Below are 23,826 nucleotides of genomic sequence, written 5' to 3'. Positions count from 1 at the left end.
GGCGCGGCGGTCAGCGGGCCCCGGCGGCGCGGCGGCGCGGCAGCAGCCCGGCGCTGGCGCGCGGCCAGACCCGGGCGTGGGCGCGGGCCAGCATCCGTTCGTCGTCGACCTCGGCCCAGGCCAGGTCGCGGACCAGGCGGCAGGTGTAGGCATGGCCCGCGGCATGGGCGACGACGCCGGTCTCGTAATCGGCGCGCGGGTCGGCGGCGACGAGCCGGGCCGCGGTCGCGCGGAAGGCGTCGAGGTCGGCGGCGGCCAGCGCCGAGATGCCGACCAGTTCGCCGGCATGGGCCCCGCGGCGGGCGTCGGGGTCCTTGGACATGGTCAGCAGCTGGCCGTTGGCGGCGCACCAGACATAGACCTCGTCCCCGGCGCCGGTGGCGCCCGAAATGACGAGGCCCGAGGTGCCATCGCTCAGCGCGTCGAGCGCGCGGGGTTCGTACATGATGTCGGATTCGAGGATCAGGACCGGCCCGTCGAGCCCGTCGAGACCGGCCAGCAGCGAGGTCAGGCTGCCGCTCTGGTGGTAGTCGGGGTTGTGCACCAGCTCGACCCCCGCCATGGCCGCGAACTCCTGCCGGTAGGCGTCGGCCAGGTGGCCGGTGACGATCCGCACCCGGTCGATGCCGCGCCCGGCCAGGTGCATGACCGAGGCCCGCACCAGCGGCAGGCCGTCGAGGGCGATCATGCCCTTGGGCGTCATGCGGCCGCGTTCGCCCATGCGCACGCCCAGGCCCGCGGCCAGGATCACGGCTGTCTGGCTCATTGTCGGTGTCTCCGTCCCCGCGCCGGCGTCATCCGGCTGTTACCCCTTTGTCATGAAACTGATACACGAGCGGCACCCCCGCGCCAAGACGACCCACGGAGGCCCGCCGCGTGACCGTGACCGAAATTCCCACCCCGGCCGCGCTGGCCCGGGTCTACTTTGACGGCGCCAAGGCGCAGGAGGAACTGCGCGGCAACTGGGTCATGGTGGCGCTGCACCGCTGGCCGGGATTCGTGATCGTGCCGCTCTGCCTGCGGCAGGGGATCGGCGCCGACGCGGTGACGCTGGCGGGCATGGCGGTGACGCTGTCCCTGCCGGTCTGGGCCGTCCTGCTGCCCGCGGGCGCGGCGGCCTGGACGGTCTGCCTGCTGGCGCACCTGGTGATCGTGCTCGACTGCGTCGACGGCGACGTCGCGCGGTGGAGCGGCACGACCTCGGCCCGGGGCGCGCGGCTGGACCTGATCGGGGACATGGCATTCTGGGGCGTGCTCTATGGCAGCATCGGGCTGCTGGCGGATGGCGGCACGGCGGGGGCGTGGAGCGCCCTGGCGCTGGCGGCGGCCTGGGGACGGCTGCTGGCGCGCGTGATCAACGACAGCGTGGGCGGCGCGCCGACGGTGGACGATGGCGGCGGCTGGACGGCGGGCGGCGTGGCGGTGGCATTCGTGGCGGGGCTGTCGGGGGCGATCCCATTCCTGGCGCTGGCCGCGGCGGGTGCGCCCTGGGTGGTGTGGCTGCTGGTGGGCTACAGCCTGATCGACCTGGTCGACGCGATCGTGCGGGTGCTGGGAAAGGACCCGCGATGAAGGTCGTTCACGTCAGCCCCTACCCGATGTCGCGTCCCGGCGGGGTGCAGAGCAACGTGCGCGACCTCTGCGCTTGGCTGGAGAGTGCTGGCCACGGTGCGCGGGTGGTCAGCCCCGAGCCGCCGGGCACCGAGGCCGGGCCGGGGGCGCTGCATCTTGGCCGCGCGCGCGAGGTGGTGATCCACGGGACGGGGTTCGAGTTCAGCTTTGCCTCGCCCGCCGCCCTGCGCCGCGCGGCGCGGGAGCTGCGGGATTGGGGCGCCGACATCCTGCACCTGCACACGCCCTGGACGCCGATGATGCCCTGGCAGCTCTGGCGGCGGATGGGGCTGCCGACGGTCGCCACATTCCACGCGACCCTGCCCGAGACCGACAGCCCGGGGCTGGAGGATCGCTATATCGCCCGCGCGGCGCGGCGGTATCACGCGAAGCTCGACGCGCTGATCGTGCCCTCGGCCGCACCGCAGGCCCAGTGGGCGCGGCTGGGGCTGGACCCGCTGCCCGAGATCCTGCCGCCGACCATCGACCTGTCGGACTGGCGGGCGGGCGACACCGGCGGCGCCCGGCGGCCGGGGCCGTTCCGGGTGGCCTACCTGGGCCGGTTCGAGGCGCGCAAGGGTGTCGACGTGCTGATCGAGGCGTGGAACCGGCGACCCGAGAGCCTGCGCGACGCCGAGCTGGTGCTGGCCGGGCGCGGCGATCTGCCCGCCCCGCTGCCCGAGGGCGCGCGGCTGGTGCCGAGCCCCGACCGGGCCGAGGCGATCCGGCTGATAGCGGATGCCGACGTCTCGGTCGCGCCCGCGGGCTACGGCGAAAGCTTTGGCCTGGTGCTGATCGAGGCGATGGCGGCGGGCACGGTCCCGGTCGCGGCGGCGAACGCGGGCTATGCCACGGTGATGACGGGCGAGGGCGCGGCGCTGACCTTTCCGCCGGGCGACGCCGATGCGCTGGCGGCGCGGCTGGCCGGGCTGGCGGGCGATCCCGCGCGGCTGGCGCGGCTGACGGACTGGGCGCGGGGCCACGCGATGGAGTTCGACGTGAGCCGGGTGGGGCCGCGGTACCTCGAGGTCTATGACCGGGTGCTGTCGGCGCGTTCGTAGGGCGAGGGGTCGGGGAACCGTGCCTGGAGCCAGCGACGCATGAAGGCCACCACGCGCGGGTTGGGCCGGGCGCCGAAGTTGTCGTTGAAGGTCGCGGTCAGGGGCCGGCGGCGTTCCATCCGCCACATCATGAGCCGGGTCAGCGGCAGGACGTTGTCGATCGAGACGTAACCTTCGACCGTGTCGGATTCTGCGCGGGTGGCGGCGCGATGCCAGCCTTCGTCGACCGCGGCGTGCGGATAGAGGTATTCCGGCGGCACGTTGTCGTTGGCGCGGAAGCGCGCGGCACGGGTGGCTGCGACCTCGGGCGCGAAACGGTCGAGCACCTGGGCGAAGCGTGCCTTGTCGATAATCCTCGGGCCGTGGATCGCGTGGTGGCGCGGCCGCGGGCCGTAGGCCGCATCGAGCGCGCGGTCGGCATTGGCGAGCGCGTGGTTCCAGGGCGAGTCACCGGGCTTGAGCCGGTCGGCGGGCACGGTGGCGCGGGTGGTGAAATGCGACAGCGGGCGGCCGTCGGGATCGGCCATGGCGGCCATCAGCCCGGGGCGCAGAAGCAGCATGTCGTCCTCGAGGTAGAGGAACCGGTCTGAGAGGCCCGGCAGCAGGTGCAGGTGGCTGACGATGCAGAACGAGTTGAACGTGGGCAGAAGGCCCGCGTCCATCACGGCGTCATGGTGATGCACGGTCAGCCCCGGTGCCCCGGGGTCCAGCCAGCGCGGCACCTGCGGGCGGCAGGTCAGCAGGTGGACATGGCCCAGCTCGGGCAGATGGCGGAGGGACCGCAGCGAATAGCGCAGCAGGTCGAGGTTGTCGCGCGTGCGGTTCGGATTGGTGTCGGCGGGCTTGCCCGCGTGGCGGGCCAGCACCTCGGCATAGCCGGGAAAGGTGTCGTCGACCCAGGTGTAGACGACGTCGATCTTGTCCTGTCGCATGTTCATCGGGCCATTGGATAGCCGGGCCGGGACGCCTTGGCGAGGGTCAAAGCCGGGTTGCCGCGCGGGGGAGGCCATGCCAAAAGCTATGAACCCGGCAACGACCGGGGAGCGGGACAGGACACATGCCATCATGAGCCGCGGAGAGCTGGTCATCGCCGCCGATTTCGGGACGTCGAGCGTCAAGCTGGGCGTGGTGGACGCCGGGCTGCAACTGTTGTCGCGCCGGGTCGAGGCCTATCCGCTGCAGCTTGCCTCGGGCGGGGTGGCGGAGCAGCGGCCCGAGGACTGGTGGTCGGCGCTGGCGCGCGGGCTCTCGGCCATCGAGGCGGACCTGCCGGGCACGCTGTCGCGGGCGGGGGCGCTGGTCTTTTCGGCCCAGATGTGCGGCGTGACCTGCGTTGACAAGGACGGCACGCCGCTGCGCCCCTGCATCATCTGGCAGGACATCCGCGCGGCCAACATCGCCCGCGACCTGATCGGCGGCTTTCCCGAGGTGCTGGGTTACAACATCCCGCGGCTGACCCGCTGGATCCCGATCGCGAACGGCGCGCCGGCCAAGAACGGCATGGACCCGATCGCCAAGATGCATTTCCTGATGCGGAACGAACCGGACCTGTGGAAGCGCACCTACCGCACGCTCGACGTGAAGGACTGGCTGCTGCACCGGGCGACGGGCCGGTTCGTGACCACCGCCGACAGCGCCAACCTGACCTGGCTGATGGACACCCGCCCCGGCAGGGAGGGGTGGTCCGAGGCCTTGTCGAAGATGACGGGCACCCCGCTCGACAAGCTGCCCGAGATCGTGGACGGGACCGAGGTGGTCGGCACCCTGACCCCGCGCGCGGCGGCGGAACTGGGGCTGCCCGCGGACCTGGCCGTGGTGGCGGGCGGCGGCGACGTGACGGCGACGGCGCTCGGGTCCGGCGCGGTGGCGGACGGGGCGCTGCACCTGTGCATCTCGACCTCGGCCTGGGTCAGCGGGTTCTTCCCCAAGCGGATCCTGAGCGTGCCGCATTCCTATGCCACCGTCTGTTCCAGCGCGGGCTACCGCCCGCTGCTGATCGCCACCCAGGAAAGCGCGGGATCGGCGCTGGAGTGGGTGGCCAAGCTGATGGGCAACCCGCCCGAGGTGGCGACCTTCTTCGGCGACGTGGGCCAGTGGAAGGAGGACGATCCCTTCGTCATCCCGTGGTTCGCGGGCGAACGGGTGCCCGTCGACAACGAGGCGCTGCGCGGCGTGATCCATGGCCTGTCGATCGACCACGACCGGCAGGCGGTGGCGCGGGCGGCGCTCGAGGGCGTGGCACTGAACCTTCGCTGGGCCTACGAGTCGGTGGCGAAGAAGCCGGGCGTGAAGCTCGACGGGCCCATGCCGCTGGTCGGTGGTGGCGCGGCAAACCCCGTGCTGGCGCAATGCGTGGCCGACGCGCTGAACCGCGAGGTGGTGACCGGCGAGTCGCGCTTTGCCGGCGTGCTGGGCACCGCCGCGCTGGCCGCGCCCGAGATGGGCTGGGACCCGGATGTCTGGCACGCCGCACGGCGGCTGGCCGACCGTGTCACCGCCCGCTACGAGCCGCTGCCGGGACGGCGGGAGCAGATCGAACGGCGCTATGCGAAGCTGGCCAAGCTGCGCAAGGCCATGGTGAAAAGCTACGGGAGCGCGGCATGATCGACGGCCTCATCAAGCATGTGCTGGACCCGTTGTGGGAAAAGGCCTCGACCCCGCTGGTCAAGGCCGAGATGACGCCGAACCAGGTCACGCTGACCGGGCTGGGGCTGATCGTCGTCGGCTCGGCGCTCTATCTCTGGCACCAGTCCGACCTCTTGTTCGGGCTGTGGCTGGCGGTGTCCTTTGCCTTTGACGCGCTCGACGGCGCGGTGGCGCGCAGGCGCGACATGCGGTCGAAGTCGGGCGGCTACCTCGACGCGATGGTGGACCGCTACCAGGAACTGGCCGTGCTGGCGGCCATCGCCCATGTGCACGACCTCTGGCCGCTGGCGATGCTGGCCTTCGCGGGCAGCGTCATCACCTCGTACGCCAAGGCGCGGGTGGCGCTGGAGACCGAGATTTCCAACGAGGGCTGGCCCGAGCTCTTCGAGCGGCTGGAGCGGGTGATCTACCTGTGCCTGATGCTGGTCATCGCGGGGCTGGTGCCCGACGCCTGGGTCGCCACGGTGATGGCCTGGGGCATGGGCATCTTCGCCCTGCTGACGAACCTCACGGCCCTTCAGCGCGGCTGGCGGGCGTTCGGGATGCTGATGCGGATCGACCGTGGCGCATGAGGATGCGGGCAAAGTCGATCCCGTGCAGCATCAGGTAGCCCATGTAGACCACGATCAGCACCACCTCGGTGGTGACGTAGGCCTGATAGAGCGCGGGTGAGCTCCACGCCGTGTCCTTGAGCACGAAGAGCGCGAGGTAGCCGAGGGCGATGGCAATGCCGCAGCCCGCGACCCAGGCCCTGAGACGCGCGGCCCCTGGGTGGATCAGCCCGGCCTCGCGCAGGGTGGGATCGGTGCCGATCACCGCCAGCACGCTCGAGGTCACGAGGATGCAGACCACCTGCGCCGCACCGGCGGCGACGAAGAGCAGGTAGCTCCCCGCCATGTGCAGGTCGTTCGAGACGCTGAGGGAGTAGATGCCCTGCAGGATGATCCCGGCCGAGACCGGGATCTGCACGATCAGGAAAGCGAGCGCGATCCAGATGATCCGCCGCCGCGCCTGGTGCGGGCCGGGCAGGGCGCGCAGGGTCCGCAGGTAGAGGAGCGAGACTATGGCCGCCGCGACCACCATGATCAGCGCGCAGATCGACAGCCAGATCCCCAGCTGTTCGCCCAGGGGGATGTCGGCCATGGCGCGGCTGATCGTCGGCGGGCGGGCGGCGGCGCGGTCGGGATAGGCCTCCATCCAGTCCCAGCGGACCTTGACGATCCAATAGTCGATGAAGAGCGGCGTCGCCACGGTGGCGGCCAGGCCGATGGCGGCCAGCGGCACGGACATCTCGGCCCTGTGCAGCGGCGTTTCGGGGGGCTGATCGGTAGGGGTCTTGTCGGTCATCTGTCTTCCATCGCGCCGCGACGGCACCCGCCCCGGTCCTGTCCCCGTCTGCTAGACGACGGCGGCAGAGCTTGCAATCCGCCGCCATGACCGGCAAATGCGGGACGCTGCACAATCTACACAGGGGGCAGGGACATGACGACGATCTTCAGCAGGGGCGCGGCACGGACATGATCACGATCCTGTGGTGGCTCCTGGGCCTGGCCGTTGTGCTGGGCATTGTGGCCTTCGTCGTCGCCTACCAGCACGTGCCGTTCCGCAAGTGGGTGAACCGCACCCTCGATCCCAGCTGGCGCAAGCGGGCCGAGCTGCAGCAGTTCACCCCGGCAGAGATCGCCGAGGAAGAGAAGGACATGTTCGTCTCTTCGACCGTGATGCGCGACGGCTGCGACATCGTCTGGGAGGATTACCACGACGGCCCGCCCGCGAACCTGACCGACGTGCACCCCGACGGCACGGTGATCTGGGTCAACACCAAGCTGATCCCGCGCTTCATCGAGGAATTCCTGCCGCAGATGCAGTCGAAGTTCGTCCTCGTCTCGGCGCGCGAGAACAACCCGACGCGGCATTTCGATGTCGAGACGGCGCTGGCGAACGAGAACCTGCTGTGCTGGTTCATCGAGAATTACGAGTTCACGCCGGACTACCTGGCCACGGGCAAGATCGTGCCGCTGCCGCTGGGGATGAATTATCACAAGCTCGACCCCAAGAGCGCGCACCGGGCGGGCGACATGGGCACCCCCGCCACTCCGGGCGCGCAGCAGGCGCAGATGAAGCTGATCCGGGACGAGATCCCGCCGATCCAGGACCGGCCGCTCAAGGTCTACTGCAACTTCCAGCTCAACATGGACACCTTCATGCGGCACCCGCATGCGATCCCGCGCGCCAATGCCCGGGCCGAGGCGATCGCGGTGCTCAAGGACAACCCCGTCGCCCTGCTGGAGCCGCGCCAGACCACGCGCAACGACGTCTGGCGGCGCAAGAAGGAGGCGGCGTTCGAGGCCAGCCCGCGCGGCAACTCGATCGACTGCCACCGGACCTGGGAGGCGCTGCTGCTCAAGACCATCCCGATCGTGAAGAGCTGCGAGATGGACCCGATCTACGAGGGCCTGCCGGTGGCGATCATCGAGGACTGGCACGAGGTGACGGAGGAACGGCTGAAGCAGTGGGTGGAGGAGTTCCAACCCTGGTTCGACAAGCCGCTGCCGCCGAAGATGTATTCCAACCACTGGATCGCGCGGTTCCACGCCTGGAAACCCGAGGACCAGCGGCCGAAGCTTTCCGGTCACGTCTAGGACGCGGGCGGCGGCGCGGCGTGCCGTCGCGCTTCAATTCGCGCCGCGAGACCGTTATCTAGACGGGCCAGTGCGCCGGCCGGCTGTCCCGCGCGGCGCGGCCCAACCCGAGAGACCCGAGGCACGATGCTGAACCTGGTGCGCTACATCTGGACGAACATCCCCGGCCCCAAGGTGTCGGTGGTCGTGATGTCGATCATCGTGGGCTTTGCCAACGGGGCGATGCTGTCGGCGATCAACGGGGCGATCAGCGCGCGGGTCGACGGGACCTTCGACTGGACCTACCCGGCGATCTTCCTGTTGTCGGTGACGGCGTTCTTCGTCGGCGGATACTTCGCGATGTACCGGGCGACGGACATGGCGCAGGGCTTTACCATGCTGCTGCGCCAGCAGACGGTCGAGAAGGTGAACGCCAGCGCCCTGCGGGATGTCGAACGCTACGGGCGCGGCGACATCTATGCCCACATCACGCGCGATGCCTGGACCGTCGGGTCGACCTGGACGCGGATGGTCAAGGGGTTCCAGGCGCTGCTGGTGGTGGCGTTTTGCATGATCTACCTCGCGTGGCTGTCGCCGGTGGTCTTCCTGCTGGCCGTGGCGGTGATCGGCGTCGGCGTGCGCGTCTACTTCGTGCAGGAGAAGTACGCCAAGGTGCACCTCAAGTCGGCGCGCCGGAACGAGGCCAAGCTATTCGGCGGCGTGTCGGACCTGCTGGACGGCTTCAAGGAGGCAAAGCTGTCGCGCGAGGTGGCGGATGACCTGGTGTCCGACCTCAAGGCGACGAGCGCCGATGCCCGCCGCGATTTCGTCCGGGCCGAGTTCCTGTTCTACGCCACCTCGATCGTGTCGAAGGCGATGCTGTTCCTGCTGCTTGGCGTGATCGCCTTCCTGCCGGCGGAGTATATCGGCACCTCGGCGGCGCTGGCGTTCCAGATCCTCGCCCTTCTGCTCTACCTCGTGCCGCCGCTGGAGCAGCTGGTGGACATTGTCGGGCCGTTCATGCAGGCCGAGGTCGCCAAGCAGAACCTCGACCGGCTGACCGACAGCCTGACGCCGGAAGAGGCCGCGCGGGTGCCTGCGGTGCTTGAGCAGGCGGATGCGCTGACCCTCGACAAGGTCGAGATGGATTACTCGGACCCCGAGCTGGGCACGACCTTCACGCTGGGGCCGATCGACCTGACCATCAACCGCGGAGAGATCGTGTTCCTCGTCGGCGGCAACGGGTCGGGCAAGACCACGATGATGAAGGTGCTGGCTGGGCTCTACCTGCCTGACCGGGGCGAGATGCGGCTGGGGGGCGAGGTGCTGGGGACCGCCAACCTCGGGACCTGGCGCGACCAGGTGGCGTCGGTCTTCCATGACTTCCACCTTTTCGACAAGGCCTTCGGACTGGACGCCAGGACCGCACGGCCGCTGATCCAGGCCGAGCTGGAGCGGGTGAACCTGCAGGACAAGGTCACGCTGAACGACGACGGCTCGTTCTCGACCACGCGGCTGTCGACCGGTCAGCGCAAGCGGCTGGCGCTGGTGCTGGCGCGGGCACAGCGGCGGCCGGTGCTGCTGATGGACGAATTCGGCGCCGAGCAGGACCCGGAGTTCCGCGCGTTCTTCTACACCGACTACCTCGAGGCGCTGAGGGCCGAGGGGATCAGCGTCGTCGCGGTGACCCACGACGACCGCTACTTCGGCACCTGCGACCGGCTGATCAAGATGGACCTGGGCCGCGTCGTCTATGACGGCCCGCCGGACCCGGCGTCCGGTGATGCGGTGACCCTGCGCACCGCGCACGGGGGCTGAGGCCGGGCCGGGCCTCGGCCGGTCGGCGGCGCGTCGCCGAGCTTTCACATCGGCGTCACGCGCCCGTTACATCCCTGCTGTCTGCCATCAGGCACGCATTCCTGCGCCCCGCCGGGCCAGTCCCCTTACAGGAGATGTACTGTCGTGAAATCCCCTAAACTTGCATTTGCAGCCGCCGCTGCGATGTCCGCCAGCGTCGCCACGGCGCAGGAGCTGCCGCAGGCCGGCAGCGCCTGGTTCACCGCGGGACAGGAGGCCATCCAGGCCATCATCGACCGCGAGATGAACACCAACCGCGCCCGGAACGTGATCCTGCTGGTCGCGGACGGCAACGGTGTCGGCACCAACTACGCCACGCGCCTCTTTGCCGGTCAGCAGGCCGGTGGCCTGGGCGAGGACCACGTCCTGCCCTACGAGACGCCCGACTTCCACAGCGCGCTGGTCAAGACCTACAACATCAACGCGCAGACCCCGGATTCGGCCCCGACCGCCGGCGCGATGAACACCGGGGTGAAGCAGCGCTTCAACCTCATCAACCTCGGCGAAAACGCGATCCACGACGATTGCTCGACCGTGGCCGGGAACGAGCTGACGACCTTTGCCGAGATCGTCACCGGGATGGACAAGTCCGTCGGTGTCGTGTCGACCGCGCGGCTGACCCATGCGACCCCTGCGGCGGTCTATTCCAAGACCGCCAACCGCAACTGGGAAGATGCCGTGCCCGAGGGCTGCACAGCCCAGGTCGACATCGCGCAGCAGCTGATCCAGGCGATGAACGCCGGGACCGTGGACCTCGCCATCGGGGGCGGCGGCCGCTACTTCCTTCCCGAGGGCACCGAGACCGGCGGCCTCAAGGGCCGCCGCGCCGACGGCATGAACCTGGTCGAGAGCTTCACCGCCGCGGGCGGACAGTTTGCGACCGACACGGCGTCGTTCTACGCGCTGGCCCTCGACGGTTCCACCCCGCTGCTGGCGCTCTTCAACGACAGCCACATGGAGTACGAAGCCGACCGCGCCGATGACGACGAGCCGAGCCTGGCCGACCTGACCCGGGCGGCCATCGAGTACCTGAGCCAGAACGAGAACGGTTATTACCTCGAGATCGAGGCGGGCCGGGTCGACCACGCCAACCACGACGGCAACGCCGCGCGCACCCTGCGCGACGGTGTCGCCTTTGCCGAGGCGGTCGCCATCGCGGACGAGCTGACCGATGACGCCGACACGCTGATCATCGTGACCGCCGACCACGAGCATGCCATCGCCTTCAACGGCTATTGCGGCCGCGGCACGCCGATCGACGGGCTCTGCTATGACGTTTCGGCCACCGGTGAGAAGCACAGCGACGAGCTGCTGACCGGCGCCGACGGGCTGCCCTACACGGTGATCGGCTACCTGAACGGCACCGGGTCGGTCCTGAAGGAAAGCGGCAACGGCTTTTCCGGGGCGCGCCCCGAGCTGACGCAGGAAGAGGCGCAGGACCTCGACTATGTCCAGCAGGCGCTGATCCCGATGTCGTCTGAAACCCACTCGGGCGAGGATGTGGCCGTCTATGCCAAGGGCCCCTGGGCGCATCTCTTCGACGGCACGATCGAGCAGAACGTGATCTTCCACGTGATGCACCATGCCGTGAACGCAGAGTGATCCTGCGCTAGACTGACCTCACCGGGGGCGGCAGGACCGGCCCCGGTGGTTCCCTTTCGACCCGCCTGTCCGGAGGCCCCCCGTGCCGACCCGCCGCCGCCTGATCGCATCCGCCCTTGCCACGCCGTTCCTCGCCACGCGCCTGCCGGCCGCCGGGACGCCGCTGAAGGTGCGCGACCTCTACCAGCGGCGTGGCGACGGCCTGTCGGACCTGGCCCGCGACAGCGTGGGACAGCGGCTGGTGGTCGAGGGCTTCATGGCGCCGCCGCTGAAGGCGGACAGCCGTTTCTTTGTGCTGACCAAGATGCCGATGGCCGTCTGCCCCTTCTGCGAGACCGAGGCCGAGTGGCCCGACGACATCGTCGCGGTCTACGCCAAGCGGGTCGTCGACGTGGTGCCCTTCAACGTCAAGATCGTGGCCCGCGGGGTGCTGGAACTGGGTGCCTACAAGGACCCCGAGACCGGGTTCCTGAGCCTCGTCCGGCTGGCCGATGCCAGCTACGACTGAGATGGGTCTGCCGCTGTCGGTTTCCGGCCTGACCGTCCGTAGCGGGCGCGGGCGCGTGCTGCTGGACGTGCCGGAACTGACGGTCGAGGCGGGCGCGCTGGTCGGGCTGCGCGGGCCGTCGGGTGCGGGGAAATCGACCTTCCTCTACGCCATTGCCGGCCTGCTGGAGCAGGCCGAGGGCCGGGTGCTCTGGGGTGATGACGACCTGCTGGCGCTGCGGCCCGCCGGGCGTGCGGCGTTCCGGGCGGGGCGGATCGGCATGATCTTCCAGGACTTCCTGCTGTTCGAGGAACTGGGCGCGGACGACAATGCCGCGATTGCCGCGCTCTTCCGGCCGCGGGGCGAACGCGCGGCGCTGCGGGCGCGGGCGGCGGCGCACCTGCAGGCGCTTGGCATCGGGGACGGGGCACGCAGCGTGGCCAGCTTCTCGGGCGGGGAGCGTCAACGGGTGGCGATCGCCCGGGCACTGGCGGCCGAGGCGCCGGTGCTGCTGGCCGACGAACCGACTGCCAGCCTTGATCGCGCCAGCGCCGACCGGCTGATCGATGACCTCGTCCGGCTGACGCGGGACCTGGGCGCGACGCTGATCGCGGTGAGCCATGACACGCACCTCACCGACCGGATGGACCGCGTCCTGACCCTGGTGGACGGGCGCATCGAGGCCGACGGGGTGCCTGCGTGACCGCGGCCTGGGACGGGTTGCCCGCCACGGCGCAGGATATCCTGCTGGCGGTCGCGCTGCTGCTGCCTGCCGTGCTGACCGGGTGCGTCGTGCTGCGCGGGCACGCGGCCTGGCCACTGGTACGGGCGATCCTCTGGCGGTTCCGCTGGGCCGCGGGCCTGTTCGTACTGTTAATCGCGGTGTCGGTCGGGATGGGCATCGGCCTCTTGGCGCAGGAGCGCGGGCTGCGCCATGCCTCGGCCCGGGCCGCCGATAAGTTCGACCTGATCGTCGCCGCGCCCGGCAGCGAGCTGACGGTCCTCTTTGCCGCCGTTTTCCTGCAGCCGAGCGACATGGGTCTGATCCCGGGTGCGACCTATGCCGAGATCGCGCGGACCGATGGCGTCGCCTTTGCCGCGCCGCTGGCGTTCGGCGACAGTTTCGGCCGCGCGCCGGTGGTGGGCACCACGCCCGAGTTCCTGCAGCATCTGTCGGACGGCAGGATCGATGGCCGGGGCTGGGACGACCATGCCGAGGCGGTGGTGGGCGCGCGGGTGCCGCTTGAGATCGGGGCCACCTTCGTGCCAGCCCACGGGGTCGGCGACGCCGCCGATTTCGGGGCGCATGCCGGGCACGGTCACGAGGGCGAGATCACCGTGGTCGGGCGCATGGCACCGACTGGCACGCCCTGGGACCGCGTCATCCTGATTCCGGTCGAGATGGTGTGGGAGGTCCACGGGCTTGCCAACGGTCACGCGCCGGAGCGGGCGGACCAGATCGGCCCGCCCTTCGACGCGGCGTTCTTCCCCGGCACGCCCGCTATCGTCGTCCGGGCCGATGAGATCTGGGCCAACTACGCCCTGCGGTCGCGGTTCACACGGGACGGAGAGACCATGGCCTTCTTCCCCGGTGCGGTGCTGGCCGGGCTCTACCGGGTGATGGGCGACATGCGGCAGGCGATGTCGCTGATGGCGCTGGTGACGCAGGTGCTGGTGGCGGCCAGCGTGATGCTGGGCCTGCTGATCCTGACGCGGCTTTTCCGGCGGCAGACGGCGCTGCTGCGGGCGCTCGGCGCGCCGGCGCGGTTCATCTTTGCGGTGGTCTGGTCCTTCAGCGCGGCGCTGCTGGTCGCCGGGGCGCTGTTGGGCCTGCTGGTCGGCTGGGCGGCGGCGGCGGTTCTGGCGCAGGTCGTGACCGCGCGGACCGACATGGCGGTCGCGGCCAGCCTCGGCTGGCCCGAGGTGCAGTTCCTCGCCGGGTTCGTGTCGGTCACGCTGCTGCTGTCGCTGCTGCCCGCCGCCGTGGTGCTGCGGCAGGGGGTGGTCGAGGGGCTGCGCGGGTGAGGGGCCTCAGGCCCGGGCCGTGACGCGGAAGCCGCCCGCCGGGTCGAAGGCGAGGCGGAAGGCCCTGGGGGCGACGCGGGTGCCGGCGGTCGTGGTGTAGGCACCGAGGGCGAGGCGGTCGCCATCGAGCGTGCCGGTCGCGCTGCTGCCGTCCGAGAAGCGGATCACCACCGGCCCGTCCGCAGGTTCTGCCAGCGCCCGCCCGGTCGCGCCCGGGTAGAGGTGGCTGTGCGTGGCCTCAAGCTCGGTCACCCGCTCAGCGTTTCCGCCGCTTCACGTTGCCGCCGCGCTGGCCGGGGCGGCCTGCTGTTGATCGCCCGCGCCCTTTCACCGCCTCGTCCGCCGCCCGTTCGACCGCCTGCTGGCGCGCCAGCGGGTCGTCGTGGATGGCGAGGTCGACGGCCTCCAGCCGCTTGATCTCGTCCCTGAGGCGCGCGGCCTCTTCGAACTCCAGGTTCTCGGCCGCCTTGCGCATGTCGTCGCGGAGCGCGTCGAGATGGGCCTGCAGGTTGCCGCCCGCGACCGATTTCTCGACCGTGGCGGTGACGCGGTTCATGTCCACGTCGCCCTGGTAGAGCCCGGCCAGGATATCCTCGACGTTCTTCTTCACCGTGGCGGGGGTGATCCCGTGTTCGATGTTGTAGGCCACCTGCTTCTCGCGGCGGCGCTCGGTCTCGGCCAGCGCGCGCTCCATCGAGCCGGTGATCCGGTCGGCATACATGATGACCCGCCCGTCGGCGTTCCGCGCCGCGCGGCCAATGGTCTGGATCAGCGAGGTCTCGGAGCGCAGGAAGCCCTCCTTGTCGGCGTCGAGGATTGCCACCAGCCCGCATTCCGGGATGTCGAGGCCTTCGCGCAGCAGGTTGATCCCGATCAGCACGTCGAAGGCGCCGAGCCGCAGGTCGCGCAGGATCTCGATCCGCTCGATCGTGTCGATATCGGAATGCATGTAGCGGACGCGGATGCCCTGTTCGTGCATGTATTCGGTCAGGTCCTCGGCCATCCGCTTGGTCAGCGTCGTGACCAGCGTGCGGTAGCCGTCGGCGGCGACCTTGCGCACCTCGTCGAGGAGGTCGTCGACCTGCATCTCGACCGGGCGGATCTCGACCTGCGGGTCGATCAGGCCGGTGGGGCGGATCACCTGTTCGGTGAAGACGCCGCCGGTCTGTTCCAGTTCCCAGTTGCCGGGCGTGGCCGAGACGTAGACCGACTGCGGCCGCATCGCGTCCCATTCCTCGAATTTCAGCGGGCGGTTGTCCATGCAGGACGGCAGGCGGAAGCCGTGTTCGGCCAGGGTGAACTTGCGCCGGTAGTCGCCCCGGTACATGCCGCCGATCTGCGGGATCGAGACGTGGCTTTCGTCGGCGAAGACGATGGCGTTGTCGGGGATGAATTCGAACAGCGTCGGCGGCGGCTCGCCCGGGGCGCGGCCGGTGAGATAGCGGGAATAGTTCTCGATCCCGTTGCAGACGCCGGTGGCCTCCAGCATCTCGAGGTCGAAGTTGGTCCGCTGTTCCAGCCGTTGCGCCTCGAGCAGCTTGCCCTCGGCAACCAGCTGGTCGAGCCGCTGGCGGAGCTCTTTCTTGATGCCCACGATGGCCTGCTGCATCGTCGGCTTCGGCGTCACGTAGTGGGAATTCGCATAGACCCGGATCTGTTCGAACGTGTCGGTCTTTTCGCCGGTCAGCGGGTCGAATTCGGTGATGCTCTCCAGTTCCTCGCCGAAGAACGACATGCGCCAGGCGCGGTCCTCGAGGTGGGCGGGGAAGATTTCCAGGCTGTCGCCGCGCACCCGGAACGAACCGCGCTGGAACGCCTGGTCGTTGCGGCGGTACTGCTGGGCCACGAGGTCCGCGATCACCTGCCGCTGGTCGTAGGTGCCGCCGACCTTCAGGTCCTGCGTCATCGCGCCGTAGGTCTCGACCGAGCCGATACCGTAGATGCACGACACCGAGGCGACGATGATCACGTCATCCCGTTCCAGCAGCGCCCGGGTGGCCGAATGGCGCATCCGGTCGATCTGCTCGTTGATCTGAGATTCCTTCTCGATATACGTGTCCGACCGCGGCACGTAGGCCTCGGGCTGGTAGTAATCGTAGTAGCTGACGAAATACTCGACCGCGTTGTCGGGGAAGAAGCCCTTGAACTCGCCATAAAGCTGCGCCGCCAGCGTCTTGTTGGGCGCAAGGATGATGGCGGGGCGCTGCGTCTCCTCGATCACCTTGGCCATGGTGAAGGTCTTGCCGGTGCCGGTCGCGCCGAGGAGGACCTGGTCGCGCTCGCCCTCCGTCACGCCGCCGGCCAGTTCGGCGATTGCGGTCGGCTGGTCGCCCGCGGCCGAGAACTCGGTCTTCATCACCAGCCGTTTGCCACCCTCGAGCTTTTCGCGGGTGCGGACATCGGGGGCGGGGGCGTGCATCATCGGCAGCGCGTCGGCGTCTTGCGGGGGCATCGGGACTCGCGGATTGGTTCAGCCCATGATGTGTGTCCGGGGCGGGGAAGTGCAAGGGGGGACCGGGACCGCTGCTGACAGCGTGTGTTCAGCAGTCGTTTGGGGCAGAATTGCTTACTTTTACGTCGGGTCAACTTTTTCGCCGACACAGGCGCGGGCTCTGCAATCTGAGGTAGAGTGTTGAAATGGTTAAGTTTTCGTGACCCATTTGACCGGAGGGTCGGAAAATCCGCCTTGCGAAGTGAAAATTCCTTTTCCTAGACTGGACTTGCATGCAGCGGAACTGGCTGTCTGTCCCGGTTCTATCATCCCCTCGCTCCCCAAGAAACCGCGGATAGACAGCCAGGACCTGCCGCGCGCCCCCGGATTGGGTCTTGCCGCGGGAGAGGTTATTCCGCATAAATCCCGCGACTTTCCGGGAGTGTTCGATGTCCGCACGTATCTATTGCCCTGCCAAGACCGCCATGCAATCCGGCACCGGCCGGACAAAGCAGTGGGTGCTGGAATTCGCCGCCGACTCGGCGCGCGAGGTCGATCCGCTGATGGGCTGGACGTCCTCCGGGGACACCCAGGCCCAGGTGCGCCTGCGCTTCGACAGCAAGGAAGCCGCGCTGGACTATGCCCGCGACAACGGCATCGAGGCGGTGGTGACCGAACCCCACGTGCGCAAGCCGAACGTGCGCCCGGCCGGCTACGGCGAGAATTTTGCCACCAACCGCCGCGGGGCCTGGACGCACTGAGCGCCCGGTTCAGACGGTTCGGTATCCAACGGGGCGCCTGCGGGCGCCCTTGTCATGTCCGGAAGGGAAGTGCGCGATGGACGCGGTGGAGTTCCTGATCGACGGCGACGGGCCGGGGCGGGTGACGATCCTGCTTGCGCATGGCTCGGGCTCAACCATGGACACGCCGTGGATGGACACGGTCGCCGCGGGGCTGGCCGGGCGCGGCCTGCGCGTGGCGCGGTTCGAATTCGCCTACATGGCCGCGCGGCGGCACGGCGGGCCGAAGCGGCCCCCGCCGCGGGTCGAGACGCTGGTGCCGGAGTACATGGCCGCGATCGAGGCGCTGGCCTGCGACGGCCCGCTGGTCATCGGTGGGAAGTCGATGGGCGGGCGGATCGCCTGCATGACGGCGCAAGAGCTGTTCGACGCGGGACGGGTCGCGGGGCTTGTCTGCCTCGGCTTTCCGTTCCACCCGCCGAAACGGCCCGAGACACTGCGCGGCACCGAGTTGGCGACGATCACCTGCCCGACCCTGATCTGCCAGGGCACACGCGACCCGTTCGGCACGCAGGACGAGGTGGCCGCTTACCCCTTGTCGCCGCAGGTCCGACTGGAATGGCTTGAGGATGGCGACCACGACCTCAGCCCGCGCAAGCGGATGACCGGCAGGACGCTGGACGATCACCTTGCCGGCGCTTGCGCCGTGGTGGCCGGGTGGGCGCAGTCCCTGCCGGGGCGCTAGTCCGAAGCGCGGCGGCGCGCCCTGCCGCCCGGTTTCGCTTGCGCAGGGGCGCGCGGGCTGGGTAAGCAGGCCGCAGCGGTCCCTTAGCTCAACTGGATAGAGCAGCTGACTTCTAATCAGCAGGTTTGGGGTTCGAGTCCTCAAGGGATCGCCATGCTGACCCGACCCTTCGCGTTTGGCTCAGAGAGACGTGTCGAAGGCCGGTCGAATGCCGCCGAGGTCCACCCAGATCGCAGGGCACTGCTTCCGCCGAGTTTTGACGAGCATTTTTTCGCTCATTGCGGTATTATGGGCGCATGTCCCGCGTCGCGCCGCGACGGCGGACTGGTCGCTGTCCTGAAGATCAGTCGCGGGACGGGCGACAGGTGGTGAGTGGCCGCTTTCGAGGCATTTGTCTCGGGGGAGCGGCAGGGCCGGATGGGACGCTGCGGCGTGCCGGTTTCCGGGTGCCAATTGGTTGAGCGGGGGCGGGCAAAACACACCTGAATTGCTTAACGGTGTGACAAATTATTAACCATTTATTTATCAAGTTTACCCTAACTTGACGCTGCATGGGCGCTTTTGCCCGTTGCTCATAAGCGAAGTCATCGCACCTGCGTCAGTTGAGGATAAAACTCCGTGAATACGATGCAAGAACGGGTCTTGGGACTGTACGACGCTTGGAGCGCAGGTATGGAAAGCGCGGGCTTTACCTTTGTCTTTACCGCGGCCACGCCGGTGGAGGCTGGCAATTTCGAGAACGAGCTTGGGCCCGATGAAACCGTCGCGGTCTCAGCGCGGGAAGCGCTGTGGCTGCTCGGAAACCTGACCTCTGCCCAGATCTTCACCCCGAACTTCCTGGTCTCGCCGATCGAGACGTTCACGCGGGATATCCTCAAGGCCAAGTGCCGCGAGCAGAGCCGCAAGGGCCGATGCCTGGGCGCGATCCTGCGCCTGACCGAGAAAGGCGCGGCGCGGGGCGCGTCGCACATCGTGTTCACGATCATTCCGGACAACGACCTCGACCCTGTCCTCAGGGACCGCATCGTCAGCTGACACGGGCCGTTACGGGCGGCGCGGTGCCGGTCGATGCGTGCTGTTCCCGGTTGGAGGGAGAAGGTCCTCGGGACATTCACTCGAGCGCCGGCGGCGTCGCGGACCGCGCGGGGAGGAGCCGCGCCTGCCAAATGCGGAATGCGCCTTCATGCCCTTCGGGGATCGCGTGATCGGCGTAATGCGGGCCGGTGCGATCGGCAAATGGCGCGGCGCTTCCGATACGGCGGCATTCCCGGAATTCGGCCCCGGCGCATTAGTCGCTGGCGTATGGTCAATGCCCGCGATCTTACAAATCCTTCGCCCGCCTTCCACTTTCGGAGAAGGTGCCACGCCGGGACATCCGAATTGCTGACGTGCCGGTGGTCGGGCCGCGTGGTAGTTTCGGTGCGGCAAGGGATATTCAGGTTCTGGAGGGGACCCCCATCTTTCCTCCAGGATTGGCCGGCGCTGATGGTCAAGCTGACTGTTCATCGAGAGGTCTGACATACCCCCGTCAGCCTCTGGGACATTGCCGATGAGCGGGGGAGGTGCTTGGCAGGGCAACACGACAGCTTCGATCCTGCACCCGTAGTTCTGTGGTGCCTTGCAGCGCCGGCCACCCGAAACCGAATACGCCGAAACGTCACCGCGATCGTTTGCTGGTTGGCCGTGTCCGGTCCGCTTTGCGACAGCAGAAAGGACTGGATCATGGGCCTGGGCGATCGGGTTTCGCCGTGTCTCTTCCGCCGCCGCCGTACCGGATCGCCCCCGCGGTCCGCCGCGCGGCTTGCGTCGTGGCTTGTCGCGCTCCTGCCGCTTCTGCCTGCCACGGGCGCGTTGTCCGACAGCTTTGACCCCGACCGACCGGATGTCTACGTCTCGCCCCACGGCGATGACGGCTGGAGCGGGCGGCGGCCCGATCCACTGCCGGACCGCAGCGACGGACCCAAGGCCAGTTTCGAGGCGGCGCGGGACGCCACGCGTGACCGCCTGGGCCCGAACCGGATCATCGTGCGGGGCGGGCGCTACACGCTGCGCGCACCGGTGGTATTCGATGCGCGGGACGCGGGCCTCTCCATCGTCGCGGCCGAGGGCGAGCGGCCGGTGATTTTCGGCGGCGCTGTGGTCGAGGGCTGGGTGCCCGAGGGCGACGGGCGCTGGTCCGCGCCCGTCGATCCCGGTGCCGGGTCGCGTGTCCGCGCGCTGTTCCGCGACGGCGTTCCCCAGACCGAGGCGCGGCATCCCGATCGCCCCGTCGATGGCGATCCGCGAAAGGGATGGCTCTTTGTCGCGCCGCCCGATGACAGTCAGAGCTGGACCGGCAACACGCGTTTCGAGACCCGGCCGGGCGACCTCCCTCCTCTCGACGACCTGGCAGGTGTCACGGCCCATGTGGTCGGCGGCTTCTTTCCCGGCACCCAATGGGGCAGCGACACCTTGCCCGTGACCGCGATAGATGCGGCCACCGGCGTCGTACGCACCGAGGGCACGAACTACTTCTTCACCGGCGTCGGCAGTCGCTACTTCCTGGCCGGGGCAGAGGCGTTCCTGGATGCGCCGGGCGAATGGTGGTTCGACGCCGCAGCCGGGCGGATTCACTATATCCCCGAGCCGGGATCGTCCCCCGAGGGTGCGCGCATGATCGCAGCGCACCTGCCGACGTTCTTCCGGTTTTCTGGCGCGTCCGACATCGTGGTGCGCGGGCTTGAGCTGCGCGAGGGCGCGCCCGAGGGCACCGGCAAGGTGGGCACCGACACCCGAGGTTACGGGGCGATCCGGCTCGAGGGCGTACAGCGGGCGCTGATTGCCGGCAACCGGCTGGAGCACGTGGGCGTCGGCATCCACGTTGCGGAAAGCGCGGACGTGGTGATCTCGGACAACGACATCTCCCACGTGGCGGGGAACGGCATCTATTTCGGCACCCGATACGGCACCTTCGGCCGGTCGGATCGCGGGGCGATCCTCTGCAACCGGATCCACGACGTCGGGCGTGTCTACTTCGAGGGGGCGGGCATCACCTTCCAGGCGGTCGAACACCTGCGCGTCATGCACAACGAGATCGCGGGCGCCGCACAGTTCGCGATCGCCGGCGGGTCGATCTGGGAGGCGCAGGATGCCAGCCGCCACATCGTGATCGAGCACAATGTCATCCGCGACGCCAATCGGCTGACCAGCGACGGCGGTGCGATCAAGCTGATGGGGACGCAGTCGACCCCGCTCCATGCCTCGGTCAGCTACAACGTCATCACCGGAACCGACCAGCTGATGGCGCGGCCCGACGGCACCTTCTGGCCCGCGCGCTACGAGAACGTCGATGAATGGCCTTCGCCGATCAGCTGGGCGATCTACCTCGACGGCCGGGCCAGCGGCGTGTCTGTGATCGGCAACCGGCTCGACCGGAACGTCGCGGGGATCGGGATCAACGGAGGCTGGAGCAACGTCGTCCGCGACAACGTCATCCTCGGCGGCGCGGGGGACGCCTTTCGCATCGACGACGCCACGGGCCGCGACTGGCGCCCCGACTGGGCCGAGCCCAACCGGATCGAGGACAATTTCGTCCGGGTTGACCGCCCCGACGGGCGGGCGGTCGACATCCACACCCCGGGCCACGGCGACACGTTTGTCCGGTTCTCCGGCAATGCGTTCGAGGGCAACGTGACGGAACTGACCCGCCAGAACCTGACGCCCTGAGATACGTCAGGTCGGCAGCATGGTCTGACCGTCGCGCATGCATGGGGTCGCGGCCAGGAACAGGCGCCGGATGCGGTGCGCGGTGACGTCGTCGTGACCTTCCACGGTATCGGGGACAGCCGTCAGCAGGCCCACCCGGGCACACCGGTCATCATGGCGCGGTCGTCGGCCGGATCACGAGATCGCTGTCGGTGAAGACGAAGCGCCGGTCGAGGTTGAACTTGACGATGTAGCCGATCGTAAGGCCAAGAACGGCCCCACCCTCCCGCGCGAGGTCGGTGCCCCAGATCAGCCAGAACGCGGTTTCGGTCCCCCAGAAGATCGCCGTCGTGACAAGGCCCATCACCGTGTAGAGGGTGAACTTCCGCCCATGCGTCGCCATCCCGGCCGAGCGGTCGAAGAAGATCCAGCGCTTGTCGAGAACGTATTTCAGCACCAGCCCGGCGAGGGTTCCGGTGAGCACGGCCAGCGCAAAGCCGTACGGGCCGTCGTCGAGGGACAGGACCAGTCGCTGCGTCGCCAGGTTCACGACGGTCGCGGCGACAGCGAAGAGGGCATAGCGCAAGGTCAGGCCCGCCAGGGTCACAGGATCATTCCGGCCAGGACCAGCGCAACCATCAGGCCGCCACAGATCAGCGAAATCCGGTCCGTTGCGGCAAAGACGACCGGGTCGTCGTGCATCCAGCCCCGGTGGGTGATCATGACCATGCGGCTGATCCAGTAGAGCAGCACGAGGCAGATGCCCCAGAGCGGTGTCGGGTTCGCGTAAAGGCGCGTCACGGTGTCCGAGTTCAGGTAGAGTGCAAAGACCAGCACCGCCACGATCCCGGACGACACGGCCATGTTCGCGACCAGTGGAAGGTCGCCGACCTGGTAGCCGCGGCCGTGGGCCTTCTCCTCGCCCGCGGCGGCGCCCGAAACCAGCTCTGCCTGGCGTTTCATCGCGGCGAGCGAGAAGAAGAAGAAGGTCGAGAAGGCCAGGAGCCACATCGACAGGGGGATGCCGGTCGCCGCGCCGCCCGCGATGATCCGCATCGTGTAGAGCCCGGCGAGGGTGCAGATGTCGATGACGAGCAGGCGCTTGAGCTTGAACGAATAGGCCGTCGTGACGGCGTAGTATCCCAGCATCGCGGCCAGGAAGAGCGGGCCGAGCAGCAGCGACAGCCCCAGCCCCACGGCCAGCAACATCGGGACCAGGGCAGTGCCCGTGGCCAGCGGCAGGGCGCCGCTGGCCAGCGGGCGCCGACGCTTGCGCGGATGCGCGCGGTCCGCGTCGAGATCGAGAAGGTCGTTGAGCAGGTAGACCGACGAGGCCGTGACGCTGAAGGCGACGAAGGCGATGAAGGCCTGGGTCGCGGTGACAAGGTCGAACTGGTGCGCTGCGAGCATCGGCAGGAAGATCAGCAGGTTCTTCAGCCACTGGTGCGGACGCATGGCCCGGAGCGCGGGCCTGAACGGGCCGTCGTGGGTCGTGAGGTGTTCGGTCCCGATCCCCATCGAGTCGACCTGCGCGCGCCGCCTGCTGCCGATGTCGACCGTGACGGCGCCGCTGGCCACGCGCCAGACCTCGAGATCGGCGGCGGAGTCGCCGATGTAGGTGAACGCGCCTTCGCCGAACCGGTCGACCAGGAAGGCGGCCTTCTCGGCGCCCTTCAGGTTGCGCCGTCCGTCCGACCCGTGCGCCTCGTCGAAAAGCCCGAGGTGCGCGGCGACGGCATCGACGACATGCTGGTCCGAGGCCGAGACGAGCGCCGTCCGCCCGCCCGTGGCGCGCCAGCGGCGAATATGATCGATCACCGCGTCGTTGTAGGGCAGCTTTGCCGCGTCGATCGGGCCCAGCTCTGCCAGCCGGTGCTTGGCGTGGGCGCGTCCCCTGGCCAGGGCGCGGGCGATCCCGGTGATGTTGCCAAGGCGCTTGGACAGGGCAGACCACGCGGTCTCATAGAACAGGTCGGTGCGTGTGAGCGTGCCGTCGAGGTCGACGACGAGAACCTCGCCATCCGCCTCGGGGTGAGCGGCGATCCGATGCTCGCGCGGTTCGAAATCCAGGCTCCGCATGGCCGCGGATGACGGCGCGGAGACCCCTACCGGGTGCAGGCTGTTGCGCAAGGATGCGACCCTCCCCTGCGGTGCGATGTTGGGGAGCGTCCTGCGCTGCGGTGCGAAGGCCCGTGGGCCGGCATCACCGTCGCCATACTCTGGGCGGCAGGCGCGAGGTCACATTCCATGGAGATGAGAGTGCGCTCTGGCGCCGCAGTCGGGTTCAGCAAGGTCGCCTCCGGACATGGTCGCTGC

General features: G+C 68.9%; 22 protein-coding genes and 1 tRNA gene. 15 read left to right on the top strand and 8 right to left on the bottom strand.

Annotated elements, in window-relative coordinates:
• Positions 1-10: 10 nt before the first annotated feature.
• Positions 11-766, bottom strand: a complete 756-nt coding sequence (locus ACE2AC_RS10745; RefSeq protein WP_375686989.1) for an NTP transferase domain-containing protein — start codon at positions 764-766, stop codon at positions 11-13.
• A 110-nt stretch (positions 767-876) separates the two neighbouring features.
• Here ACE2AC_RS10745 and ACE2AC_RS10740 point away from each other — a divergent pair, with 110 nt between their 5' ends.
• Both ACE2AC_RS10740 and ACE2AC_RS10735 read left to right on the top strand, forming a co-directional pair.
• Positions 877-1,572 (top strand): CDP-alcohol phosphatidyltransferase family protein, encoded by a 696-nt coding sequence (locus tag ACE2AC_RS10740; RefSeq protein ID WP_375686988.1) that lies wholly within the window; start codon positions 877-879, stop codon positions 1,570-1,572.
• Positions 1,569-2,672, top strand: a complete 1,104-nt coding sequence (locus ACE2AC_RS10735; protein ID WP_375686987.1) for a glycosyltransferase family 4 protein — start codon at positions 1,569-1,571, stop codon at positions 2,670-2,672. The genes ACE2AC_RS10740 and ACE2AC_RS10735 overlap by 4 nt, the downstream gene beginning before the upstream one ends.
• Here the strand turns inward: ACE2AC_RS10735 and ACE2AC_RS10730 are convergent.
• A complete protein-coding gene (locus ACE2AC_RS10730; RefSeq protein ID WP_375686986.1) occupies positions 2,642-3,610 on the bottom strand; it encodes a hypothetical protein in 969 nt (322 codons plus the stop codon). The genes ACE2AC_RS10735 and ACE2AC_RS10730 overlap by 31 nt on opposite strands.
• 127 nt (positions 3,611-3,737) lie before the next feature.
• On the opposite strand from ACE2AC_RS10730, the gene ACE2AC_RS10725 reads away from it, so the two are divergent.
• Complete coding sequence (locus tag ACE2AC_RS10725) at positions 3,738-5,276, top strand: FGGY-family carbohydrate kinase (RefSeq protein WP_375686985.1); 1,539 nt, start codon at positions 3,738-3,740, stop codon at positions 5,274-5,276.
• Complete coding sequence (locus tag ACE2AC_RS10720) at positions 5,273-5,890, top strand: CDP-alcohol phosphatidyltransferase family protein (protein ID WP_375686984.1); 618 nt, start codon at positions 5,273-5,275, stop codon at positions 5,888-5,890. The genes ACE2AC_RS10725 and ACE2AC_RS10720 overlap by 4 nt, the downstream gene beginning before the upstream one ends.
• Here the strand turns inward: ACE2AC_RS10720 and ACE2AC_RS10715 are convergent.
• Positions 5,826-6,665, bottom strand: a complete 840-nt coding sequence (locus ACE2AC_RS10715) for a hypothetical protein (RefSeq protein WP_375686983.1) — start codon at positions 6,663-6,665, stop codon at positions 5,826-5,828. The genes ACE2AC_RS10720 and ACE2AC_RS10715 overlap by 65 nt on opposite strands.
• A 170-nt stretch (positions 6,666-6,835) precedes the next feature.
• Between ACE2AC_RS10715 and ACE2AC_RS10710 the strand changes: the two genes are divergently transcribed.
• From ACE2AC_RS10710 to ACE2AC_RS10685, 6 genes are all read left to right on the top strand, one after another.
• Positions 6,836-7,960, top strand: coding sequence for a hypothetical protein (locus ACE2AC_RS10710; protein ID WP_375686982.1), 1,125 nt, complete (start codon positions 6,836-6,838; stop codon positions 7,958-7,960).
• A 126-nt stretch (positions 7,961-8,086) separates the two neighbouring features.
• Positions 8,087-9,757: a cyclic peptide export ABC transporter gene (locus ACE2AC_RS10705; RefSeq protein ID WP_375686981.1), complete on the top strand. Its 1,671-nt coding sequence runs from the start codon at positions 8,087-8,089 to the stop codon at positions 9,755-9,757.
• A 183-nt stretch (positions 9,758-9,940) separates the two neighbouring features.
• Positions 9,941-11,398 carry an alkaline phosphatase gene (locus tag ACE2AC_RS10700; RefSeq protein ID WP_375686980.1) on the top strand — a complete coding sequence of 486 codons (1,458 nt, stop codon included), beginning with the start codon at positions 9,941-9,943 and terminating at the stop codon, positions 11,396-11,398.
• Positions 11,399-11,480: 82 nt separating this feature from the next.
• Positions 11,481-11,906 carry a hypothetical protein gene (locus ACE2AC_RS10695; RefSeq protein WP_375686979.1) on the top strand — a complete coding sequence of 142 codons (426 nt, stop codon included), beginning with the start codon at positions 11,481-11,483 and terminating at the stop codon, positions 11,904-11,906.
• On the top strand, positions 11,890-12,588 hold the full coding sequence (locus ACE2AC_RS10690; RefSeq protein WP_375686978.1) for an ABC transporter ATP-binding protein: 699 nt from the start codon (positions 11,890-11,892) through the stop codon (positions 12,586-12,588). The genes ACE2AC_RS10695 and ACE2AC_RS10690 overlap by 17 nt, the downstream gene beginning before the upstream one ends.
• On the top strand, positions 12,585-13,910 hold the full coding sequence (locus tag ACE2AC_RS10685; protein ID WP_375686977.1) for an FtsX-like permease family protein: 1,326 nt from the start codon (positions 12,585-12,587) through the stop codon (positions 13,908-13,910). Before ACE2AC_RS10690 ends, ACE2AC_RS10685 begins: the two co-directional genes overlap by 4 nt.
• A 6-nt stretch (positions 13,911-13,916) precedes the next feature.
• Here the strand turns inward: ACE2AC_RS10685 and ACE2AC_RS10680 are convergent, their stop codons facing one another.
• Together ACE2AC_RS10680 and uvrB are read right to left on the bottom strand one after the other, a co-directional pair.
• Entirely contained in the window at positions 13,917-14,162 is a 246-nt protein-coding gene (locus tag ACE2AC_RS10680; RefSeq protein ID WP_375686976.1) for a hypothetical protein, read from the bottom strand.
• Between the two features lie 4 nt (positions 14,163-14,166).
• Positions 14,167-16,362, bottom strand: coding sequence for an excinuclease ABC subunit UvrB (uvrB, locus tag ACE2AC_RS10675; RefSeq protein WP_375686975.1), 2,196 nt, complete (start codon positions 16,360-16,362; stop codon positions 14,167-14,169).
• Between the two features lie 428 nt (positions 16,363-16,790).
• On the opposite strand from uvrB, the gene ACE2AC_RS10670 reads away from it, so the two are divergent.
• From ACE2AC_RS10670 to ACE2AC_RS10650, 5 genes are all read left to right on the top strand, one after another.
• Entirely contained in the window at positions 16,791-17,102 is a 312-nt protein-coding gene (locus ACE2AC_RS10670; protein ID WP_375686974.1) for an ETC complex I subunit, read from the top strand.
• A 76-nt stretch (positions 17,103-17,178) separates the two neighbouring features.
• A complete protein-coding gene (locus ACE2AC_RS10665; RefSeq protein ID WP_375686973.1) occupies positions 17,179-17,826 on the top strand; it encodes an alpha/beta family hydrolase in 648 nt (215 codons plus the stop codon).
• Positions 17,827-17,903: 77 nt separating this feature from the next.
• Positions 17,904-17,980, top strand: a tRNA-Arg gene (locus ACE2AC_RS10660).
• Between the two features lie 473 nt (positions 17,981-18,453).
• Complete coding sequence (locus tag ACE2AC_RS10655; protein WP_375686972.1) at positions 18,454-18,861, top strand: hypothetical protein; 408 nt, start codon at positions 18,454-18,456, stop codon at positions 18,859-18,861.
• 816 nt (positions 18,862-19,677) lie between these two features.
• The gene (locus ACE2AC_RS10650; protein ID WP_375686971.1) at positions 19,678-21,531 is read left to right on the top strand and encodes a right-handed parallel beta-helix repeat-containing protein; all 1,854 of its coding nucleotides are present in this window, start codon (positions 19,678-19,680) and stop codon (positions 21,529-21,531) included.
• Positions 21,532-21,537: 6 nt separating this feature from the next.
• Here the strand turns inward: ACE2AC_RS10650 and ACE2AC_RS10645 are convergent, their stop codons facing one another.
• From ACE2AC_RS10645 to ACE2AC_RS10635, 3 genes are read right to left on the bottom strand one after another with little or no spacing between them, the layout of a single operon-like run.
• Positions 21,538-21,666 carry a hypothetical protein gene (locus ACE2AC_RS10645; protein ID WP_375686970.1) on the bottom strand — a complete coding sequence of 43 codons (129 nt, stop codon included), beginning with the start codon at positions 21,664-21,666 and terminating at the stop codon, positions 21,538-21,540.
• A gap of 16 nt (positions 21,667-21,682) precedes the next feature.
• A complete protein-coding gene (locus ACE2AC_RS10640) occupies positions 21,683-22,117 on the bottom strand; it encodes a GtrA family protein (protein ID WP_375686969.1) in 435 nt (144 codons plus the stop codon).
• Positions 22,114-23,589 (bottom strand): UbiA family prenyltransferase, encoded by a 1,476-nt coding sequence (locus tag ACE2AC_RS10635; protein ID WP_375686968.1) that lies wholly within the window; start codon positions 23,587-23,589, stop codon positions 22,114-22,116. Before ACE2AC_RS10635 ends, ACE2AC_RS10640 begins: the two co-directional genes overlap by 4 nt.
• Positions 23,590-23,826: the final 237 nt, after the last annotated feature.

The organism is Pseudooceanicola sp. LIPI14-2-Ac024, from assembly GCF_042188925.1.
In the GTDB taxonomy this organism is placed as follows: Bacteria; Pseudomonadota; Alphaproteobacteria; order Rhodobacterales; family Rhodobacteraceae; genus Pseudooceanicola.
This window is presented reverse-complemented; position numbering and strand designations above follow the sequence as displayed.

What these genes read in the sequence shown, in the direction of transcription:
- ACE2AC_RS10745 (WP_375686989.1), bottom strand. Translation starts at nt 766, where the DNA reads ATGAGCCAGACAGCCGTGATCCTGGCCGCGGGCCTGGGCGTGCGCATG.
- ACE2AC_RS10735 (WP_375686987.1), top strand. Translation starts at nt 1,569, where the DNA reads ATGAAGGTCGTTCACGTCAGCCCCTACCCGATGTCGCGTCCCGGCGGG.
- ACE2AC_RS10730 (WP_375686986.1), bottom strand. Translation starts at nt 3,610, where the DNA reads ATGAACATGCGACAGGACAAGATCGACGTCGTCTACACCTGGGTCGAC.
- ACE2AC_RS10725 (WP_375686985.1), top strand. Translation starts at nt 3,738, where the DNA reads ATGAGCCGCGGAGAGCTGGTCATCGCCGCCGATTTCGGGACGTCGAGC.
- ACE2AC_RS10720 (WP_375686984.1), top strand. Translation starts at nt 5,273, where the DNA reads ATGATCGACGGCCTCATCAAGCATGTGCTGGACCCGTTGTGGGAAAAG.
- ACE2AC_RS10715 (WP_375686983.1), bottom strand. Translation starts at nt 6,665, where the DNA reads ATGACCGACAAGACCCCTACCGATCAGCCCCCCGAAACGCCGCTGCAC.
- ACE2AC_RS10710 (WP_375686982.1), top strand. Translation starts at nt 6,836, where the DNA reads ATGATCACGATCCTGTGGTGGCTCCTGGGCCTGGCCGTTGTGCTGGGC.
- ACE2AC_RS10705 (WP_375686981.1), top strand. Translation starts at nt 8,087, where the DNA reads ATGCTGAACCTGGTGCGCTACATCTGGACGAACATCCCCGGCCCCAAG.
- ACE2AC_RS10700 (WP_375686980.1), top strand. Translation starts at nt 9,941, where the DNA reads ATGTCCGCCAGCGTCGCCACGGCGCAGGAGCTGCCGCAGGCCGGCAGC.
- ACE2AC_RS10690 (WP_375686978.1), top strand. Translation starts at nt 11,890, where the DNA reads ATGCCAGCTACGACTGAGATGGGTCTGCCGCTGTCGGTTTCCGGCCTG.
- uvrB (WP_375686975.1), bottom strand. Translation starts at nt 16,362, where the DNA reads ATGCCCCCGCAAGACGCCGACGCGCTGCCGATGATGCACGCCCCCGCC.
- ACE2AC_RS10670 (WP_375686974.1), top strand. Translation starts at nt 16,791, where the DNA reads ATGTCCGCACGTATCTATTGCCCTGCCAAGACCGCCATGCAATCCGGC.
- ACE2AC_RS10665 (WP_375686973.1), top strand. Translation starts at nt 17,179, where the DNA reads ATGGACGCGGTGGAGTTCCTGATCGACGGCGACGGGCCGGGGCGGGTG.
- ACE2AC_RS10655 (WP_375686972.1), top strand. Translation starts at nt 18,454, where the DNA reads ATGCAAGAACGGGTCTTGGGACTGTACGACGCTTGGAGCGCAGGTATG.
- ACE2AC_RS10635 (WP_375686968.1), bottom strand. Translation starts at nt 23,589, where the DNA reads ATGCGGAGCCTGGATTTCGAACCGCGCGAGCATCGGATCGCCGCTCAC.